Here is a 17,094-nt window from a genome sequence, read left to right as displayed (position 1 = left end):
GGCAAGGGCGCCGGAGCGGTCGGCGCCCCGTCGGAGATCCGCGCGCACGGGCGGACGGCCGGTCCTCGACGTCGCGGGCGGCCCGTCCACGGCCGGTGGTCCGGTCCCTTGTCCCACTCGTGACCCTCGCCCGAGCAACCGGCGGCCCCGCGAAGGAGTCCTCTCCTCCAGTAGGCTGCCCGGCGTGTGCCCTCGTGGCGCACGCCGGGCATTTGATCACCAACCGGGGAGGAACCGGCGTTGCACATCCAGGAGTGGCTCGAAACAGTACCGGCGGTAGCCGTCTACCTGCTGGTGGGCGGGGTCATCGGACTGGAGAGCCTCGGCATCCCGCTTCCCGGTGAGATCGTCCTGGTCAGCGCCACGCTGCTGGCCGCCACGCAGGATCACATCAATCCTTACGTGCTGGGCGCGTGCGCCATCACCGGCGCGATCGTCGGTGACTCCATCGGCTACATGATCGGCCGCAAGGGCGGCCAGCCACTGCTCGACTGGCTCGGCCGCAAATTCCCCAAGCACTTCGGGCCCGACCACGTGGCCACCGCCGAGCGGTCCTTCCACAAGTGGGGCATGTGGGCCGTCTTCTTCGGCCGCTTCATCGCGTTCCTGCGGATCTTCGCCGGTCCGCTCGCGGGCGTCCTGAAGATGCCGTACTGGAAGTTCCTGATCGCCAATGTGCTGGGCGGCATCGTCTGGGCCGGTGGCACCGTCGCGGTGATCTACACCGTCGGCAAGGTCGCCGAGGACTGGATCAAGAGGTTCTCCTACGTCGGCCTGGCCGCCGCCGTGGTGTTCGGGCTCGGCTCCCTGCTGGTGATGCGTCTGCGGGCCAAGAAGGCCGCCGCCAAGCGCGCGGAGGCCGAGGCCGAGGCGGCCGTCGCGGGCCCGGGCACCGAGCGGCCCGCCGCCGAGCCCGTCGCGGTCAACGACTGACGACGGCGACCGGGGCCACGCCCCGCCTTTCCGCGGCCCGCCCGGGTGTACGCCCGGGCGGGCCGTTTCGCGTTCCCCTACGCGTCCGCGTCGCCCGCCGCCACGTCGCGGTGCTGCTTCGCCAGCTCCAGATACATCGTGGCGTTGAGCCCGATGTGCTCGCGCTCCTCCTCGGTCAACTCCCGCCGGACCTTGGCCGGGACGCCCGCGACCAGGGAACCCGGGGGGACCCGCATGCCCTGGGGGACGAGGGCCTGGGCGGCGACCAGCGAACCGGCCCCGATCACCGCGCCGTTGAGGACCGTGGCCCCCATGCCGACCAGCACGTCGTCCTCGACCGTGCAGCCGTGCAGGACGGCGTTGTGGCCGACGGTCACCCGCTCGCCGACGCTGACCGGGAAGCCGGGGTCCACGTGGACCGTGCAGTTGTCCTGGATGTTGCTGTCCGCGCCGAGGGTGATGGGACCGCAGTCCGCCCGCAGCACGGCGTGGTACCAGACGCTCGCGCCCGCCGCCAGCGTCACCTCGCCGATCACCACCGACGTCGGCGCGGTGAACGCCCCCGGGTCGATCCTCGGCTCGTGGCCGCCCACACCCGCGATCAACGCTCGCTCCGCCACCGTCTCTCCTTCTGCCTCACCCGTCATGATCCTTCACACCCAGGGGGCACCGTAAGTCACGGGCCCGGAACGCCACCAGAGCCTGTCCGGCGGCTCTTCGCGGGCTCCCGGCGCCCGGCGCCGGGGGATCGGACAGCCATCAGGCACCTCAGCGGAGCCAGTCGCCGCCGGGCAGCGGTGTGCCTTCGTCGCGCAGCCGCCGGGCCAGGCGGTCCGCGGCGAGGTAGACCCAGGCACGGACCGTGCCCCCGCCGTCCGGGAGGACCTCGCGGGCCACCCGCTCGTAGAGATTGCGGGGATCGCCGGGCGCATAGCCCTCCAGCTCGTCCAGCGCCGCCAGCAGCTCCGCGTACCGCGCCGGGGCCAGGGTGAGCAGGTCGCCGCGGATCACGCTCTCCGCCGGGGCGCTCACCGCGTACGGGTAGCCCGGGCCCGCGTACAGCACCGCGCCGCGCAGCCGGGCGGGCTCCTCGGCCGTGGTGCGGCCGGCGAGCAAGCGGCGGTGGTTGCCCTGTCCGGGGCGCAGCGTCCCGTAGACGAAGACGGGCAGCCGCGCGGCGGCCCCGGGCTGCGACGACACCTCTGGACTCCCTTCGAAGGGCGGGCCGGGGCGTCCTCCTGGACAGGCGAGGCCGGACGGTCCGCCGTAGAATCCAAACATGGGAGAGCGGTCGGTCGCGCCCCCCGCCCCCGAACTCGTCGTCGAGGCCGACGGCGGCTCGCAGGTGATGAGTCCGACCCGGACCTACCACGTGGGGCGCGATCCCTTGAGCGACATCGTGCTGCACGACCTGCGGGTCTCATGGCACCACGCGGTGCTGCGCCCCGTCGGGGACCACTGGACGCTCGAGGACAGCGACAGCACCAACGGCACCTACACCGAAGGCCACCGGGTGCGGGCGGAGGACGTGGGACCGGGCAGCGTCATCCGGTTCGGCAACCCCGACGACGGCCCGGCCGCGCGGCTCAAAGGCGTGGCCCACTCGGCGGGGCGCCCCTCGTCCGTCTCGCTGCCGTCCGCCACGGGCACCTTCCGCAGCCCCACCTCCGTACGCCCCCTGCCGACCCGGACCGTCCGGATCGGCCGCGGCGCCGACAACGACTTCGTCGTCGACGACCTGGTCGTCTCCCGTCGGCACGCCGAACTGCGCGCCACCGCCGACGGCGGCCACGAGATCGTGGACCTCGGCAGCCACAACGGCACGTATCTCAACGGCCGGCCCGTGCGGCGGGCCCCGGTGGCGCAGGGCGACATCGTCGGCATCGGCCACTCCGCGTTCTGCCTCGTCGGCGACGAACTCCAGGAGTTCGTCGACACCGGTGAGATCTCGCTCGACGTCCAGGACCTGCTCGTGCAGGTGGACAAGGGCCGCAAGACCCTGCTGGAGGACGTGTCGTTCCCCGTGGGCGAGAAGAGCCTGCTCGCCGTCGTCGGCCCGAGCGGCGCGGGCAAGTCGACGCTGCTCAACGCGCTCACCGGGCAGCGCCCCGCCGACCGGGGCACCGTGGTCTACGACGGCCGTGACCTCTACCGGGACTACGCCGAGCTGCGGGCACGCATCGGGCTGGTGCCGCAGGACGACATCCTGCACGCCCAGCTGACCGTGCGCCGCGCCCTCGGATACGCCGCCGAGCTGCGCTTCCCCGGCGACACCGCACCGGCCGAACGGCAGGCCCGGGTCGATGAGGTGATCGGTGAACTGGGCCTTCAGCAGCGCGCCGACCAGCCCATCCACAGCCTCTCCGGCGGTCAGCGCAAACGCGTCAGCGTCGCCCTGGAACTGCTGACCAAGCCGTCACTGCTCTTCCTCGACGAGCCGACCTCCGGCCTCGACCCGGGCATGGACCGCTCCGTGATGCACATGCTCCGCACCCTCGCCGACGACGGCCGCACCGTCATCGTCGTCACGCACAGCGTCCTCAGCCTGGACGTGTGCGACCGGCTGCTGGTCCTCGCCCCCGGCGGGCGGATCGCCTTCTACGGACCGCCCGACGAGACCCTCGACTTTTTCGGCTACGCCCAATGGCCGGAGGCCTTCGAGGCGTTCGAGGCCGAGGCCGGGCGCGACTGGGCGGGGCAGTACCGCGCCTCCTCGCACTACCGCCAGTACATCGCGGCCGCCACCGAACAGCCCCGGCTGGACGGTGCCCACGCACCGGAAGAAGCCACCAAGCCGCCGAAGGCGCAGAGCTGGGGCGCCCAACTGCGCACCCTGGTGCGCCGGTACGCGGCCGCGCTCACCGCCGACCGGACCTTCCTCGCCATCATGATCGCCCTGCCGTTCGTGATGGGCGCGATGGCCCGGGCGCTCGCGGGCAGCAAGCTGACCGCGGACTCGGCGATGAACGCGCTGCTCATCCTGTGCGTGGGCGGTGTGCTGACGGGAGCCGCCAACGCCGTGCGCGAACTGGTGAAGGAACGGGTGATCTACCAACGGGAGAGAGCCGTCGGCCTGTCCAGATCCGCGTATCTGATGTCCAAAGTGGTGGTGCTGGGACTGATCACGGTGGTGCAGGCCGTCGTGCTGACCCTGGTCGCGCTGTTCGGCGTGGACATGAACGCACCCGGCGGCAAGGGCGTGTTCTTCCCACCGCTCGTCGAGATCGCGCTGGCCGTGGCGCTGCTGTCGTTCACCGCCATGATGCTGGGCCTGGTGGTGTCGGCACTGGTGCGCAAGGAGGAGGTCACCATGCCGCTGCTGGTCCTCCTCGCCATCGTCCAGGTCGTCTTCTGCGGAGCCCTGCTGAAGCTGGCCGGAGTGCCCGGCCTGGAACAGCTGGCGTGGCTGGTGCCCTCGCGCTGGGCGCTCGGCGCGATGGCCGGCACGGTCGAACTGGAGCGGATCGTGCCGGGGAAACTGACCGCCGACCCGCTCTTCGACCACTCGGCGGGCACCTGGCTGATCAACATGGGCATGCTGGTGGTGCTGTCGGTCGCCTGCGGCGTCATCGTCGCGCGACTGCTGCGCCGCCACGAGCCCGCCATCATGCGCAAGTAGCAGGCGGGAGCCTTGATGAACGCAGCGTATCCACCCCAATCCGTCGTCGCGGCCGCCGTGGGCCCGGACGCCGGCTTCCGTCCCACGCACGTGGTGCCCGGGGACGGCATGCCGACCTGGGAGGCCCCGGACGGGCTGGTGGCGACCGAGCCGCTCGACGCGCTGCTGCCCGTGCGACTGCTGGAGCGGCGGGGCGACTGGGGGCAGGTGCTCTGCCTCAACGGCTGGTCGGCGTGGGTCGACGCCCGGCTGCTGCTGCCGGTGCCGCAGGGCCCGCCGTCCGCCGGGCAGCAGCTCGCCCGGACGGCCGACGCGCGGGCCCTGCTGGCCCGGGTCGAGGAGACCGTCGGCCGCTACCACCGGGCGGTGGAGGACCTGGCGGCGGGCCGGATGGACGGGGAGACGTTCCGCGACACCACCCGGGGGCTGCGGATCGGGGCCGTCGTCGACGGCGAGGCGATGTGGGTGTACGACGCGGAGCACGACCGCTGGTGCTACTGCGACGGGACGGCGATGGCCACGTTCGCGGTGCCGGAGGGTGCCTCCTCAAAGGGCGCGGGCGGGCCGGGCGCCGATGCGGGAGGGGCCGACGGATCCGGCGGGCCGCCGACCACCGTGCTCGGTGACCGCTGATGACGGGCCCCGACGACCGTACGCGCGGGGACGTGCCGATCGGCCGGCAGTCCGATCTCATCGGCCGTCAGATCGCCGCCTACCGCGTACAGGGCGAGATCGGGCGCGGTGGCATGGCCGTCGTCTACCGCGCCCAGGACCTGCGGCTCGGGCGGACGGTCGCCCTCAAGCTGCTGGCTCCGGAGCTGGCGCGCAACGACACCTTCCGGCAGCGCTTCGCCCACGAGTCGCGGGTCGCGGCGGCCATCGACCACCCCAACATCGTGCCGGTCTTCGAGGCCGGGGAGACCGAGGGCGTCCTCTTCATCGCCATGCGCTACGTGGCGGGCCAGGACCTGCGGGCCATGCTCGACCGGACCGGGCGGCTCCCCGTCGTCGACGCCTGCCGCATCGGCCTCCAGGTCGCCTCCGCCCTGGACGCCGCCCACGCGCACGACCTGGTGCACCGGGACGTCAAGCCGGGCAACATCCTCGTCGCGGAGGGCACCGACAGCGACCACCCCGAGCATGTGTACCTCACCGACTTCGGGCTGACGAAGAAGTCGCTGTCGCTGACCGGCTTCACCACGGTGGGCCAGTTCGTCGGCACCCTCGACTACGTCGCGCCCGAGCAGATCTCGGGCAAGCCGGTCGACGGCCGCTGCGACGTCTACAGCCTGGCCTGCGTGGTGTACGAGATGCTGACCGGCGGTCCGCCCTTCCAGCGCGACGACGACATGGCGCTGCTGTGGGCGCACCAGAACGACCCGCCGCCCCCGGTCTCCGAGCACCGCCCCGACCTCACCCCGGCCGTCGACGACGTGCTGATGAAGGCCCTCGCCAAGGCGCCCGAGGACCGTTACGACACCTGTCTGCGGTTCGTCAGCGCCCTGCGCCGGGCCGGTACGGGCATGGTGCCCGAGGAGCCCCCGCGCGGGCGGGAGCACGAGCCCACCCGGGTTGATCCGCGGCCTGGGGGACTGCCCCCGGAGCGGACACCCCCGCCGCCCCCGCCGCACTGGGCGGCACCGGTCTTCCCGGACGCCACCCGGCGATAGCCCGGCCGGTACCGATACGGGTCGGTACCTATCAGCGCCCGTCCGCGTCCGGTGTCACCTCGCCGCGCCGCCGGACCCGGGAGGTGAACAGGCCGCCCAGGAAACCCGCGATCAGCCCCCACAACAGGCCGACGCCCACCAGCAGCCACAGCCGGGGCCGCAGCAGGACCTCACCGCCGAACGCGTCGAGGTCGCCGATGCCGAACAGGGACAGCCCGAAGCGGGCCGAGACGCGGGTCAGCAGCCCCACGACGAGCAGGGTGATCGCCAAGGCGATCCCGAGCCGCACGGCGTGCTGCCACGGCCGGGTGTCGGCCGGTGACCGTACGGCCATGAGCAGCCCGGCGGCCAGCAGCGCGACCGCCGCGACGACCACCAACAGCCAAGCCCGCCCGTCCTGTTCCGCGAGCGTGCCCAGATCCACCGTGCCGGTGGCCTCGCCGTCGCGCTGACGCAGCACCGTCACCAGGGCCCTGGGCATGGGCAGGCCGATGGGATCGGGCACCCTGCCCTCCCACGCGCCGCCGAGCCCCACGCCGAAGGCGAGCCACACCAGATTGGGCAGCCCGAGCAGCAGGACGGCCGCGGTCCGGTCCGGGTGCCCGTGGGTGAAGAGCATGACCACCCCGATGGCCAGGCCGAGGACGACATAGGCCAGCAGGACGACCAGCATCGCGAACGCGGCGGGCCGCACCGAGTCCTGGAACGGCAGCAGCCGCGGCGGGAGCGGCGTCTTGCGGGACACCGCCGACGCCACGGCGAGCAGCACCAGCAGCCAGAGCAGCCCGAAGGCGAGGGTGGAGCCCACGGCCGCCCGGAAACCGACGGACGGGGTGGCGCCGAGGAGGTCGCCGATGTCGTCGAGGGCCTCGTCGCCCAGGCTGATCCGGAAGGTGTGCTTCGCGCCGAGCGCGACGATCAGCAGGGCCAGCAGCCACAGCACGGCCGTACGGGCGATGCGCGCGAGCAGTTGGGGCCCGCTCACCACCGCGTGGTGGCGCAGCGGCAGCAGGAAGACCACGGCGATGGCCAGGGCGCCGGCGAGGGTCACCGAGAGGGGGACGACGTTCAGCCCCCCGCCCGATTGGGCGATCGGCCCCGCGCCGCCCGACAGCCGCACCGTACCCCCGACGGCGGTGACCACGGTGGCGGCCACCACGTGGGGGAACGCGCCGCCCGGCAGGGTCGCCGCGCCCGCCGCCCACAGCCCGAGCGCGGCGACGACGAACAGGGCGACGATCCCGGCGACCACGGTGGCGAGGGCGTCCCGCCAGGCCCGTACCTCGCCGAGCGCCTTGCCCGGCGCGGACCTTGGCGGCTGGCTGCTCAACGCTGACTCCGGTGGGTCTCGGTGGGGCTGTGCCTCTCGCGGTGTCTCCCAACGTACGCACGGGGACGCCGGGCCGCCCGCCCGCGAGCGCGGTCGGGGGACCCGCACCCCTGGTGCGCGCTCCCGCTTGCGGGCGGCGCGGGTTCCGTACACACAATGAGCGGAGCGAAAACAGCTGAAATCAACCGATATACGGAACTCGATCCGCATCACCGATCCGCGTCACCGTCAATGCCTGGGAGAAGGGCCGTGACTTCCGAACCGCCGTCAGGAAAACGCCCCACCGGCCCGCCGTCCGGACCGCTGTCCGGTCAGGGTTCCGAGCCCGGGTCCTACGGGTCGGCGCACCGGCCGACGGAGCCGGGCCGTCCCGCGGCGCCACCGCCCGGCGGCTCGGGAGGCGGGTACGGCCCGTCCGGCCCGTCCGGCCCTTCCGGTCCCGGGCAGCCGCCGGGCCGGCCCTCCGGCGGTCGCGGGGGCAACGGCGGCGGCCGTCCTCCCTGGTGGCGGTCCGCCCCACGGGTCGCCCTCGTCGCCGGTGCCCTGGTCACGGCCATCGCGCTCGGCATCTTCTTCGCCCGGCCGGGTGGCGGGGGAGGGGAGGTCTTCCTCCAGGCGGCGTCCGCGGAGGGGCCCGACCCCTACTCCAAGTCGACGGCGAAGCAGTCGGACACGGGCGGGGCCAAACCCCCGGACCCACCCGCCGACGGAGGGCGGAACCCGTCGTTCTCGGGGTCCACCCAGGGCCTCTACGGCGGCACCCAGAACGTCGCCTCCTGCGACGTCGAGAAGCAGATCAGATACCTGACCGAGAATCAGGACAAGGGGCGCGCCTGGGCGCAGGCCGCGGGCATCGAGCAGAACCGGATCCCGGAGTACCTGCGCGGGCTGACGCCCGTGCAACTGCGCTACGACACCCGGGTCACCAACCACGGCTACCGCGACGGCGCCGCCACCAGCCGCCAGGACGTCCTGCAGGCGGGTACGGCCGTGCTGGTCGACGACCGCGGTGTGCCCCGGGTGCGCTGTGCGTGCGGGAACCCGCTGAAGGAGCCGGTGGCCATCAAGGGTGACGTCAAGCCCAAGGGTCAGGCGTGGCCCTCCTACCAGGAGAAGAAGTCGGTGGTGGTCCAGCGGTCCACCACGATCATCAACATCTTCTGGATCTACGACCCCCGCACCGGTGAGTGGATCAAGCGGCACCGCGGGGACTCGACGGGAGCCAACGACGTGCCCGCCCCGCCGCCCGGGGGTGGCGCGTCCCCGGGGACGTCGAGCGGCTACGGGAGTGACACACCGTCGTCCGACGAGTCGGCGCCCGCACCGGGCTCCTCGCCCCCGACGGGCGGCACGACCGACGGCCCCGGCGGTCCGCCCTCGGAAGGCCCGGCGTACTGAGGCGGGACATGCCTGCGGCCGACGCGTTCACGCGTCGGCCGCAGGCATGTCCTCCCCCGGGGGGCGGCCCGGTCAGCCGCTCGCGAGGAGGACCGTGCCGACCAGGGCCAGGCCCGCGCCCGCCGCCTGCACCGCACGCAGCCGTTCGCCCAGGCCGCGCGCGGCCAGCGCCGTCACCACGGGGTAGAGCGAGGCGAGGACGGCGGCGACGGTGACCGGTCCGCTCTGGGCGGCGATGCTGTACGTGCCGTTGGCGGCCACGTCCGCGAGGCCGACGAAGGCGAGCGCCGGCAGTGCCGAGCGGATCGCGCCCCAGCCCTCGGCGGGCAGCACCGGATTACCGCGCCGCGCGGACGCGAACAGCGCCGCGCCACCGACCGCCACATTGCAGACGCGCTGGACGAACAGGGCGAGGAAGAGCCCGGTCAGGGTGTGCGACGCCTCGGCGATCAGTGCCATCACCGAACCGAAGCCGAACGCCGCGACGAGCGTGAGCACCAGCGTCTGCCGCTGCACGGGGGCGCCGCCGAACCCCGGGCCGCTCGCGAGGACGACACCGGCCACGGCGACCACGATGCCCGCGATCTGGAGCAGCCCGGGCCGTTCGCCGATCACGAGGCCCACCCCGACCGGTACGGCGACGCCGCCCAGCGCGCCGAGCGGTGAGACGACCCCCATCGGGCCGAGGGCCAGCGCCCGGTAGAAGCAGAGCATCGCCGCCGGGCCCACCACACCGGCCGCCACCGCGTACCACAGCCGCGGTCCGGCCTCGGACCAGCCGCCCGTGGCGACGACGACCGCGCCCAGCACGACCACGGCCAGCAGCTGCGAGACGACGACCACGGTGAGAGCGGGGATACGCCGGGTCAGTACGCCACCGCCGAAGTCGGCCAGCCCCCAGAGAAGGGCGGTTGCCAGGGCGAAGACCGCTGTCATGGGGGAAACCTCGCAGTACAGTGTGATGAACGGTGGAGTCCAGCACACCGTAGTTCAATACACTGAACTCTGTCACTCAAAATATTGTTACTCGCGATAGGGGGCGGTCCGTGACGGACCTCGACCAGCTCACGCAGTCGCTCGCCCGCAACCTCAAGCGCTGGCGCGCCGAGCGCCACTTCACGCTCGACGCCCTGGCAGCCCGCTCCGGGGTGAGCCGAGGCATGATCATCCAGATCGAGCAGGCCCGGACGAACCCGAGCGTCGGCACGACCGTGAAGCTGGCCGACGCCCTCGGCGTCAGCATCACCACACTCCTGGACCAGGACCAGGGGGCGCTGGTGCGGATCGTCCCCGGGGACCAGGCGGTGCGCATGTGGTCCAGCGAGGCCGGCAGTCACACCACGCTCCTCGTCGGCGCGGAGGCGAGCGGACCGCTGGAGCTGTGGGACTGGCGGATCGTCCCCGGGGACGGCAGTGACTCCGACCCCCACCCGCCCGGCACCGTCGAACTCCTGCGGGTGACCGCCGGCGTGCTGACGCTCGTCGTCGACGGTCAGGCGCACACCGTGCCCGCCGGTACCTCGGCGACCTTCGACGCGGGCGCCCCGCACGCCTACCGCAACGACGGCGCCGAGACCGTCGAGATGACGATGGCGGTGTCCATCCCGCCCGCGCGGTGACCCGCCCCCGCCCCACAGGGTGGGACGGCCGCACGAGGGGTCGGGGACCACTGCTAGCTTGGCGCGTGTGAGCACCCCGATGGACGCCTTCGACGATGTCCGCCCGGCCGCGGAGGCCCTGGACCTGCTGGTCGGCCCGGTGGCCGACGCCGTCCGCGGCTGGCGCGGCTCCGTACCGGCCGAGCAGCTGCTCTACGTGGACACCGATCCCGAACGGGCCGACACCGCCGTCCTCGTGGAGCACTACGGCGCCGCGCTGCTGGAGCAGTCCGCGAACTGCGTCGTCGTCGCGGCCAAGCGCGGCGGAACGACCACACTCGCCGCCTGCCTCGTGCTCGGCCACACCCGCGTGGACGTCAACGGCGTCGTCCGCCGGCACCTCGGTGCCCGCAAGGCGTCGTTCGCCCCCATGGACACCGCGCTCGGCGCGACCGGCATGGAGTTCGGCGGGGTCACCCCGATCGGGCTGCCCGCCGACTGGCCGGTGCTGGTGGACGCCGCCGTCGCCGACACCCCGTACGTGCTCATCGGCAGCGGCAGCCGCCGGGGCAAGCTGATCGTCCCCGGCAAGGCACTGGCCGAACTCCCCGGCGCCACCGTCCTCACGGGGCTCGGCGGCTGACCGTTTCGGCGGTGATGTCCGCCAGGCCGTTCAGGCCCGGCGGAGTGAGAGGTCGAGCGACAGGGCGAGCGAGTGCTCGGCGAAGCCCAGGCTCCGGTACAGCCGCTCGGCGTCCGGTGTCGCGTGCAGATCGACGCGCGTGACGCCCCGGTCGGCGAACCAGTCGAGCAGCGCCTCGGTGGTCGCCCGGGCGAAACCGCGCCCCCGGTAGCGGACGTCGGTGCACACGTTGAAGACGAACCCGAACCGCCCCGTGGGATGACCGGGCGCGGGCAGCCGCTCCTCCAGCCGCCCCACGGCGCAGGCGGCCAGATGCGGGGCGCCCAGCGCCGGATCGCCGTCCACGACGAACGCCCCGAGCACCGGACCGGGCCCCGTGAGCTGCCGCCGGGCTATCTCCTCCGCGTCGCGCTCCCAGTCTCCCGGGGCGTCCCGGCCGCTCATGTCCTCGAACATCAGCCGACGCAGCCGGACGAGTTCGGCCGCGTCCTCGGGACGGGCGCCGCGTGTCGTGATCATGAGCCGACGTTAACGCACACGTGCTCCGGCGAGAGCCTGTCCGCCTGGTCCTGGTCGGCGGCCGCCTGCCGCACAGCCGCACACGCCACGGCTCCCGGCCGGCCTCAGCGCAGGCGCGGGATCTCGATCGCCGGACACCGGTCCATCACCATGTCCAGCCCCGCCGACCGCGTCCGCTCGTACGCCTCCTCGTCGATGACCCCCAGTTGGAACCAGACCGCCTTCGCGCCGATCGCGACGGCCTCGTCCGCGATGGAGCCCGCGAGCTCGGAGTGGACGAAGACGTCCACCACGTCGACGGGGAAGGGCACCTCGGACAGGGAGCGGTACCCCTGCTCGCCGTGCACCGTCTCGGCCTTGGGGTGCACGGGCACAATGCGCTTGCCGTACCGCTGGAGCACCTCGGCGACGCCGAACGCCGCGCGCTGCTCGTTCGTCGACAGACCGACCACCGCCCAGGTGTCGCCGGTCCGCTCGATGATCTTCCGGATGATCCCCGCCTCTGCGTACATGCCCGCTCAACGAGCGGTCCGCACTGATCATTCCCGCGGTTCCCGACCCGGTCACGGCGCCGCATAGGGTGGTGGAATGCAAGAGCAGTACCGGACGGTCGCGCGCGAAGGCGTGCACGAGATCGAGATCAACAAATCGCGTTTCCTCTGCGCGCTCGCGCCCGCCGCGACCGAGGAGGAGGCGCAGGCCTTCATCGCGCGCGTCCGCAAGGAGCACCCCACCGCCCGCCACCACTGCTTCGCCTACGTCCTGGGAGCCGACGGCTCGGTCCAGAAGGCCAGCGACGACGGCGAGCCCGGTGGCACCGCCGGGGTGCCCATGCTGCAGATGCTGCTCCGCCGCGACATCCGGTACGCCGTGGCCGTCGTCACGCGCTACTTCGGCGGCGTCAAGCTCGGCGCGGGCGGGCTGATCCGCGCCTACGGCGGGGCCGTCGGAGAGGCCCTCGACACCCTCGGCACCGTCACCCGGCAGCGCTTCCGCCTCGCGACGGTCACCGTCGACCACCAGCGGGCCGGAAAGCTGGAGAACGAGCTGCGGGCGACCGGCCGCGTGGTGCGCGAGGTGACCTACGCCTCCGGGGTGCGCATGGAGATCGGACTGCCGGAGGCGGACGTGGAGTCCTTCCGCGCCTGGCTGGCGGACACCACGGCGGGGACGGCCGGCTTCGAGCTGGGCGGTGAGGCGTACGAGGACGCCTGAGCGGGCTGCGGGCGCTTGCCCTTGCGGGCCGGGGCCGGTGCACCTCCGCTGCGCGGCGATCGAGGACGAGACGGCGGGGCAGCAGGCCGGCCGTCTTCGGACGAACCTCCAAGGGGCCTTCATTCCGCTGGGCGCGGCGCCCGTCCCCCGCTAGGGTTCCGCGCCTAGGGGGCTGGATGGTGGTGGAATTCGGCTTGTTCGGCCAGGTGGAGGCCCATATCGGCGGTGAGCCGGTCGACCTGGGTCACCTCCGGCAGCGGTGCGTCCTCGCGGCGCTGCTCGTCGACGCCAACCGCGTGGTGCCGGTCGACCGGCTCGTCGACCGGGTGTGGGGAGACCGGGCCCCGCCACGGGCCCGGGGGACGATCTACAGCTACCTTTCCCGGTTGCGCCGGGCACTGGCACCCGCCGCGGACGAGGTGCGGCTCGTGCGCCGGCACGGCGGATACGTCGTCGAGGTCGAACCGTCCGCCGTAGACCTGCACCGCTTCCGCCGACTGCTCGAACAGGCCCGCGCGGCCGACGGAGCCGCCGAGGCCGCGGCCCTGCTCGAGCGGGCGCTCGACCTGTGGCGTGGCGACGCCTTCGCCACACTCGACAGTCCCTGGTTCAACTCCTGGCGGCAGACCGTGCAGGGTGAGAGATTCGCGGCCGAACTCGACCTGGGCGACCTGCGCTTACAGCTCGGGCAGCACGCGAGGCTGGTGCCCGAGTTCTCGGCCCGCGCCGAGACGCACCCGCTGGACGAGCGGCTGGCGGCGCAGCTCATGCTCGCCTTGTACCGCAGCGGCCGGGCCGCGCAGGCGCTGGCCCACTACCGGCGTGTCCGGAAACGATTGGCCGAGGAGCTGGGGACGGACCCCGGTGCGGCGCTGCGCACCTTGCACCAGCGGATCCTCACCGAGGATCCCGTCCTGAGCACCCCCGCACCGGTACCGGCCGCACCCGCCCCGACGCCCTCGACCGGACCGACGCCGGCGCAGGCCCCGACGCCGGTCTCGGGCCCAGCCCCGAGCGCGGCTTCGGCCCCGGCGACCGTTCCACGCCTACTCCCTCCGCCGACGCCCTTGTTCGTCGGCCGGGCCCACAAGCTCGCCGAACTCGACAAGGCGCTCGGCGCGAACGGTGGGAACGGCGGCACCATGGCGCTCTCGGCCATCGGCGGAATCGGCGGCATCGGCAAGACCTGGCTCGCCGTCCACTGGGCGCACCAGAACGCCGAGGCGTTCCCCGACGGGCAGCTGTACGCCGACCTCCGCGGCTTCGCGGTGTCCGCGGAGCCGGTTCCTCCGGCCGAGGTGGTGCTCGGCTTCCTCCACGCGCTCGGCGTAGGGGCGGAGGGCGTGCCGGTGGACCTGACCGGCCGGGCGGCGCTGTTCCGCAGCCTGGTCGCCGGAAAACGGATACTGATCGTGCTCGACAACGCCCGCGACACGGAACAGGTCGTGCCGCTGCTGCCCGGCACTTCCTCCTGCATGGTGCTGGTCACGAGCAGGAACCAGCTGGTCGGGCTCATCACCGCCTACGGTGCCCGCCCGTTGCCCCTGGACGTGCTGACCGAGGCGGAGGCACGGGAGCTGCTGTCCCGGTACCTCGGCGCGGAGCGGACCGCGCGGGAACCCGAGGCCGTCGCCGCGCTCACACGGCATTGCGCGGGCCTGCCCCTGGCCATCAGTCTCGTGGCGGCCCGGGCCACGACCCACCCCGACTTCCCTCTCTCGGTGCTGGCCGACGAACTCCGCAGCCGGACGGCCCGGCTCGACGCCCTCGACACCCACGACCTCACCGCCGACCTGCGTGCGGTCTTCTCCTCCTCCTACCGCGCCCTGGGTCCCCCGGCGGCCAGGCTGTTCGGGCTGCTCGGCCAAGCGCCCGTCCCCGATGTCAGCGTGGCCGCGGCCATGGTCCTGGCCGCGCTGCCCGCTCCGACGACACGGTCCCTGCTGCGTGGCCTGGAGGCCGCGCACCTCGTTCACGAGCACTGCCCCGGCCGCTACCGCATGCACGACCTCGTCCGCCTCTACGCTTCCGAGCGAGGGGAGCGCGACCAGCCCCAGGCCGATCGGGACGCGGCTCTGCACCGCCTGACCGACTTCTACGCCCGCACCGCCCACGCGGGCGACCGCCTGCTGTCCCCGCAGCGCACACCGTTCGCGGCAGAGCGGCCCGGTGCCACTCCCGCACCGCACCCTTTCACCGACGCCGCGGCGGCCATGGAGTGGTTCGACGCCGAACACGCCTGCCTGCTGGAGCTGCACCGCTTCACCATCGAGCGAGGGCGGGACACGGAGCCAGGGGAGGGATGGGGCGGATGGGCGTGGCACCTGGCCTGGTCCCTGGACACCTATCAATGGCGGCGAGGCCACCTCGACGACCGGACCGCCATCCTGCGGGCCACACTGGAGGCTCCCGGCGTGCTCCAGGATCCCGCCGCCCGGGCCCTCGCGCACCGGCTCCTCGGGCGCGCGCAGGTGCCTCTCGAGCAGCGGGCCGAGGCCCTGGACAACCTACGGCGGGCCCTCGCCCTCTTCGGGGAGGCCGACGACGCCGCGGGGCAGGCGCAGACGAACCTCAACCTGGCACTGGCGTGGGAGCAGCGGGGGGACGACCGCCGGGCCCTGTCCCACGCGATCCAGAACCTCCGCCTCCGCCGAAGACTCGACGGCCCCCTGCGGGAAGCCGAGGCGCTGAACGCGGTGGGCTGGTACCTGGCCAGGCTCGGCCACCACGGGCAGGCCCGCCACTACTGCGAACAGGCCCTTGCGCTCTCCCGACGGCTCGGTTTCCGCGAGGGCGAGGCGTTCACCCTGGACAGCCTCGGTTATCTGGCCCACCACGGTGGCCGGCCCGCCCAGGCCCTGGACCACTACCGCCAGGCCCTCGCCCTGCGCCGCGAACTCGGCGACGCCTATGAGGAGGCGGACGCGCTCGCCTGCCTGGGCGACGTCCACCGGACCATGGGGCAGCACGCCCGTGCCGTCGAAGCGTGGCGGCAGGCCCTGTCCCTCTACCGCTCACAGCACCGTCTCCTCCAGGCGGCGCGCCTGGAGGAGAAGCTGTCCCGTCCCGCCGGCGAACCGCCCACCACACGGTGGCCCCCGGGCTCGGGGTGAGCGGGTGAGCGGGCCCCGGGGACCGCAATCGTCCCCGGGGCCCGCTCCCCCCTGCCGGGTCCCCCGCTCCTGCCCGGCTGTCCCCCGAGGCGTGCGGCCGGGTTACGGCCGTACCTTCTGCCAGATCAACCAGCCGTAGGCCCGGTGACCGAGGGCGTTGGGGTGGAAGGACTCCACCGTGGGCAGACTGAGTCCGTTGATCCACTCGGGCTTGTCGCAGATCGCGTGCCCCTTGAACGCCTGCTCGGCCTCGACGAACTCGAAGCCGTGCTTCCCGGCGGCGATCCGGGTGACGTCGTTGAGCGTATGGGCCGCCCCGTTGAGGCGCTGACGGGAGGCCCGGGCCATGAGTCCGTCCCCGTAGCAGGGTGTCCCGGTCTGCCGGACGACCTTGGGGTAGCCGATCACCAGGACTCGGGCGTTCTCCGCCTTCTCCCGGATCAGGCGGTAGACCTTTCCTAGGTCACGATCCAGCTTGGTGAGGAAATCCTGTTGGACCTTGGCGATGTCGTCGTGGCAGACGCTGCCGCCACTGGCCACAATGCACCTCATGACCACTCCGGTGAACCCGTAATTGTTGGCGCCGACCTGGACCGTCACCAGCTTGGTCCGCTTGTTGAGCGTGCCGAGCTGCTCCGCGATCACCTGACGGGTGTTCGCTCCGCAGAACGCCTTGAAGTCCAGCTTCGCGCCGAGAGAGGCGGCGACGCGGCGGGGGTAGGCCCCGGCGGCGTTGGGGACTCTGATTCCCTTCTCCTTGTCGATCCAGCAGTCGCCCTGCCGCTTGTCCAAGGATCCCGCGCCTATCCCCGCGGCGACCGAGTCGCCGAGCGCCACATAGCGCGGGGGAGCCGCCGCCGATCCCGGCTGCGCCGAGGTGACCACGGCGGTCGTGCTCAGCGCCGTGCCGAGCGCCGCGCTCAGCAGGGCATGTCGAAGACGCATGGTTTCTCCTCCCGTTGCGGTGCCTGTGCACCGGTGGAACCACCGTCGGCGGCGGGCCTGGGGGAAACCTTGAGGGAACCTTGTCACCGGCCCCCGCACGCCTCGGCCACC

Annotated in this window: 16 protein-coding genes; 9 read left to right on the top strand and 7 right to left on the bottom strand. The window is 73.0% G+C overall.

Going from position 1 to position 17,094, the window contains the following annotated elements:
* Positions 1-240 precede the first annotated feature (240 nt).
* Positions 241-933: a DedA family protein gene (locus tag AB8O64_RS05790; protein ID WP_370418179.1), complete on the top strand. Its 693-nt coding sequence runs from the start codon at positions 241-243 to the stop codon at positions 931-933.
* A 77-nt stretch (positions 934-1,010) separates the two neighbouring features.
* Here AB8O64_RS05790 and AB8O64_RS05785 read toward each other — a convergent pair whose 3' ends face one another.
* Entirely contained in the window at positions 1,011-1,553 is a 543-nt protein-coding gene (locus AB8O64_RS05785) for a gamma carbonic anhydrase family protein (protein WP_370418178.1), read from the bottom strand.
* A gap of 148 nt (positions 1,554-1,701) precedes the next feature.
* Positions 1,702-2,133, bottom strand: a complete 432-nt coding sequence (locus tag AB8O64_RS05780; RefSeq protein WP_370418177.1) for a gamma-glutamylcyclotransferase family protein — start codon at positions 2,131-2,133, stop codon at positions 1,702-1,704.
* A 79-nt stretch (positions 2,134-2,212) separates the two neighbouring features.
* Between AB8O64_RS05780 and AB8O64_RS05775 the strand changes: the two genes are divergently transcribed.
* The 3 genes from AB8O64_RS05775 to AB8O64_RS05765 are packed head-to-tail and all read left to right on the top strand — an operon-like array spanning position 2,213 to position 6,222.
* Positions 2,213-4,552 carry an FHA domain-containing protein gene (locus AB8O64_RS05775; RefSeq protein WP_370418176.1) on the top strand — a complete coding sequence of 780 codons (2,340 nt, stop codon included), beginning with the start codon at positions 2,213-2,215 and terminating at the stop codon, positions 4,550-4,552.
* 15 nt (positions 4,553-4,567) lie between these two features.
* Complete coding sequence (locus AB8O64_RS05770) at positions 4,568-5,185, top strand: hypothetical protein (RefSeq protein ID WP_370418175.1); 618 nt, start codon at positions 4,568-4,570, stop codon at positions 5,183-5,185.
* Entirely contained in the window at positions 5,185-6,222 is a 1,038-nt protein-coding gene (locus AB8O64_RS05765; protein WP_370418174.1) for a serine/threonine-protein kinase, read from the top strand. The genes AB8O64_RS05770 and AB8O64_RS05765 overlap by 1 nt, the downstream gene beginning before the upstream one ends.
* Positions 6,223-6,253: 31 nt before the next feature.
* Here the strand turns inward: AB8O64_RS05765 and AB8O64_RS05760 are convergent, their stop codons facing one another.
* Positions 6,254-7,552, bottom strand: a complete 1,299-nt coding sequence (locus AB8O64_RS05760; RefSeq protein WP_370418173.1) for a streptophobe family protein — start codon at positions 7,550-7,552, stop codon at positions 6,254-6,256.
* 249 nt (positions 7,553-7,801) lie between these two features.
* Here AB8O64_RS05760 and AB8O64_RS05755 point away from each other — a divergent pair, with 249 nt between their 5' ends.
* On the top strand, positions 7,802-8,950 hold the full coding sequence (locus tag AB8O64_RS05755) for a DUF6777 domain-containing protein (RefSeq protein WP_370418172.1): 1,149 nt from the start codon (positions 7,802-7,804) through the stop codon (positions 8,948-8,950).
* 72 nt (positions 8,951-9,022) lie between these two features.
* Here AB8O64_RS05755 and AB8O64_RS05750 read toward each other — a convergent pair whose 3' ends face one another.
* Positions 9,023-9,886 (bottom strand): EamA family transporter, encoded by an 864-nt coding sequence (locus AB8O64_RS05750; RefSeq protein ID WP_370418171.1) that lies wholly within the window; start codon positions 9,884-9,886, stop codon positions 9,023-9,025.
* A gap of 110 nt (positions 9,887-9,996) precedes the next feature.
* On the opposite strand from AB8O64_RS05750, the gene AB8O64_RS05745 reads away from it, so the two are divergent.
* Both AB8O64_RS05745 and AB8O64_RS05740 read left to right on the top strand, forming a co-directional pair.
* Positions 9,997-10,569: a helix-turn-helix domain-containing protein gene (locus AB8O64_RS05745; protein WP_370418170.1), complete on the top strand. Its 573-nt coding sequence runs from the start codon at positions 9,997-9,999 to the stop codon at positions 10,567-10,569.
* Between the two features lie 79 nt (positions 10,570-10,648).
* Positions 10,649-11,191: a YbaK/EbsC family protein gene (locus AB8O64_RS05740; protein WP_370423801.1), complete on the top strand. Its 543-nt coding sequence runs from the start codon at positions 10,649-10,651 to the stop codon at positions 11,189-11,191.
* A 30-nt stretch (positions 11,192-11,221) separates the two neighbouring features.
* Here the strand turns inward: AB8O64_RS05740 and AB8O64_RS05735 are convergent, their stop codons facing one another.
* Both AB8O64_RS05735 and AB8O64_RS05730 read right to left on the bottom strand, forming a co-directional pair.
* Positions 11,222-11,710 carry a GNAT family N-acetyltransferase gene (locus tag AB8O64_RS05735; RefSeq protein ID WP_370418169.1) on the bottom strand — a complete coding sequence of 163 codons (489 nt, stop codon included), beginning with the start codon at positions 11,708-11,710 and terminating at the stop codon, positions 11,222-11,224.
* Positions 11,711-11,814: 104 nt separating this feature from the next.
* Positions 11,815-12,222, bottom strand: a complete 408-nt coding sequence (locus tag AB8O64_RS05730; RefSeq protein ID WP_370418168.1) for a CoA-binding protein — start codon at positions 12,220-12,222, stop codon at positions 11,815-11,817.
* Positions 12,223-12,298: 76 nt separating this feature from the next.
* On the opposite strand from AB8O64_RS05730, the gene AB8O64_RS05725 reads away from it, so the two are divergent.
* Together AB8O64_RS05725 and AB8O64_RS05720 are read left to right on the top strand one after the other, a co-directional pair.
* Complete coding sequence (locus AB8O64_RS05725; RefSeq protein WP_356449735.1) at positions 12,299-12,925, top strand: YigZ family protein; 627 nt, start codon at positions 12,299-12,301, stop codon at positions 12,923-12,925.
* A gap of 176 nt (positions 12,926-13,101) precedes the next feature.
* A complete protein-coding gene (locus AB8O64_RS05720) occupies positions 13,102-16,038 on the top strand; it encodes a BTAD domain-containing putative transcriptional regulator (RefSeq protein ID WP_370418167.1) in 2,937 nt (978 codons plus the stop codon).
* 102 nt (positions 16,039-16,140) lie between these two features.
* Here the strand turns inward: AB8O64_RS05720 and AB8O64_RS05715 are convergent, their stop codons facing one another.
* Positions 16,141-16,983, bottom strand: a complete 843-nt coding sequence (locus AB8O64_RS05715; protein ID WP_370418166.1) for an SGNH/GDSL hydrolase family protein — start codon at positions 16,981-16,983, stop codon at positions 16,141-16,143.
* Positions 16,984-17,094: the final 111 nt, after the last annotated feature.

Source organism: Streptomyces sp. QH1-20 (genome assembly GCF_041283565.1).
Taxonomy (GTDB): domain Bacteria; phylum Actinomycetota; class Actinomycetes; order Streptomycetales; family Streptomycetaceae; genus Streptomyces; species Streptomyces syringius.
Note: the sequence above shows the minus strand (reverse complement) of the source record. Positions and strands in the feature narration are given on the sequence as shown.

Bases quoted from the DNA above. Each gene is read 5' to 3' on its own strand.
- AB8O64_RS05775 (WP_370418176.1), top strand. From the start codon at position 2,213: ATGGGAGAGCGGTCGGTCGCGCCCCCCGCCCCCGAACTCGTCGTCGAG.
- AB8O64_RS05770 (WP_370418175.1), top strand. From the start codon at position 4,568: ATGAACGCAGCGTATCCACCCCAATCCGTCGTCGCGGCCGCCGTGGGC.
- AB8O64_RS05765 (WP_370418174.1), top strand. From the start codon at position 5,185: ATGACGGGCCCCGACGACCGTACGCGCGGGGACGTGCCGATCGGCCGG.
- AB8O64_RS05750 (WP_370418171.1), bottom strand. From the start codon at position 9,886: ATGACAGCGGTCTTCGCCCTGGCAACCGCCCTTCTCTGGGGGCTGGCC.
- AB8O64_RS05740 (WP_370423801.1), top strand. From the start codon at position 10,649: ATGGACGCCTTCGACGATGTCCGCCCGGCCGCGGAGGCCCTGGACCTG.
- AB8O64_RS05735 (WP_370418169.1), bottom strand. From the start codon at position 11,710: ATGATCACGACACGCGGCGCCCGTCCCGAGGACGCGGCCGAACTCGTC.
- AB8O64_RS05730 (WP_370418168.1), bottom strand. From the start codon at position 12,222: ATGTACGCAGAGGCGGGGATCATCCGGAAGATCATCGAGCGGACCGGC.
- AB8O64_RS05725 (WP_356449735.1), top strand. From the start codon at position 12,299: ATGCAAGAGCAGTACCGGACGGTCGCGCGCGAAGGCGTGCACGAGATC.
- AB8O64_RS05720 (WP_370418167.1), top strand. From the start codon at position 13,102: ATGGTGGTGGAATTCGGCTTGTTCGGCCAGGTGGAGGCCCATATCGGC.
- AB8O64_RS05715 (WP_370418166.1), bottom strand. From the start codon at position 16,983: ATGCGTCTTCGACATGCCCTGCTGAGCGCGGCGCTCGGCACGGCGCTG.